The 852-nt window shown below is 67.5% G+C and carries 2 pseudogenes; both read left to right on the top strand.

The window, feature by feature from the left end:
• Positions 1 to 321 (top strand): annotated as a pseudogene (locus MOV74_RS39285) (molybdopterin-binding protein); the annotation flags it as partial.
• Positions 322 to 334: 13 nt separating this feature from the next.
• Positions 335 to 852, top strand: a pseudogene (locus tag MOV74_RS39280) (molybdopterin biosynthesis protein); the annotation flags it as partial.

Below are 852 nucleotides of genomic sequence, written 5' to 3'. Positions count from 1 at the left end.
ATTCCCGTGGTTGCCTTGCCCGGCTCGCCCGATCAGGCGCTTGCGGTCTGGCTCGCGCTCGTGCTGCCGCTCGTCGACCATTTGTCCGCGCGCCGGCCGCGCCGACAGACGGTCCTGCCGCTTGCGCGCAAAATCGCCTCCAGTGTCGGCATCGCCGAAATGGCTCTGCTGTCTCTGGAACATCGTGTGTGGATGCCGCTTGCCGTGGGCGAATGGCCGCTCCAGGCGATTGCCCGTGCCGATGCATGGCTGCTCATCCCCGCCAGCCATGAGGGATTTGCGGCGGGCACGTCGGTCGATGCCTATCTGATGTGGGCATGATATGGGTTCCGGCATGACGATGATTCCGCGATCGCAAGAGCGCAGCGCGCTCGAACAGGAGCAGTTCCTCAAGGTCCTGTCGCGGGAGGAAGCGCTGGCACGCTTCGAGGCGGCGCTGTTCCCGCGCCCGATTCCGAGCGAGGTGCGCAAGCTCGCCGATGCACTCGGTGCGGCGCTCGCCGAAGACGTCACGGCGCCGATCGATGTTCCCCCATTTGACCGCTCCAATGTCGACGGCTTCGCCGTGCGTTCGGCGGATGTCGTCGCGGCGGGCGAAGGCAAGCCTGTTCGCCTTGGGCTGAACGGCGAAACCATTCATTGCGGCACCGCGCCAGCGCTGCAAGTGGCCGCTGGAACCGCAACGCCGATCGCCACCGGCGGTCCGCTGCCGCGCGGCGCCGATGCCGTCGTCATGGTCGAGCACACCCAACCGGCAGGGTCGGATGCGATCGAGATTCGTCGCGCCACGTCTCCGGGGCAGTTCGTCTCCTACGCCGGGTCCGACATCGCGCGCGGTGAAGCGCTGCTGCG

Origin of the sequence: Bradyrhizobium sp. SHOUNA76 (assembly GCF_023006445.1) — a bacterium.
Classification (GTDB): Bacteria; Pseudomonadota; Alphaproteobacteria; order Rhizobiales; family Xanthobacteraceae; genus Bradyrhizobium.
Note: the sequence above shows the minus strand (reverse complement) of the source record. Positions and strands in the feature narration are given on the sequence as shown.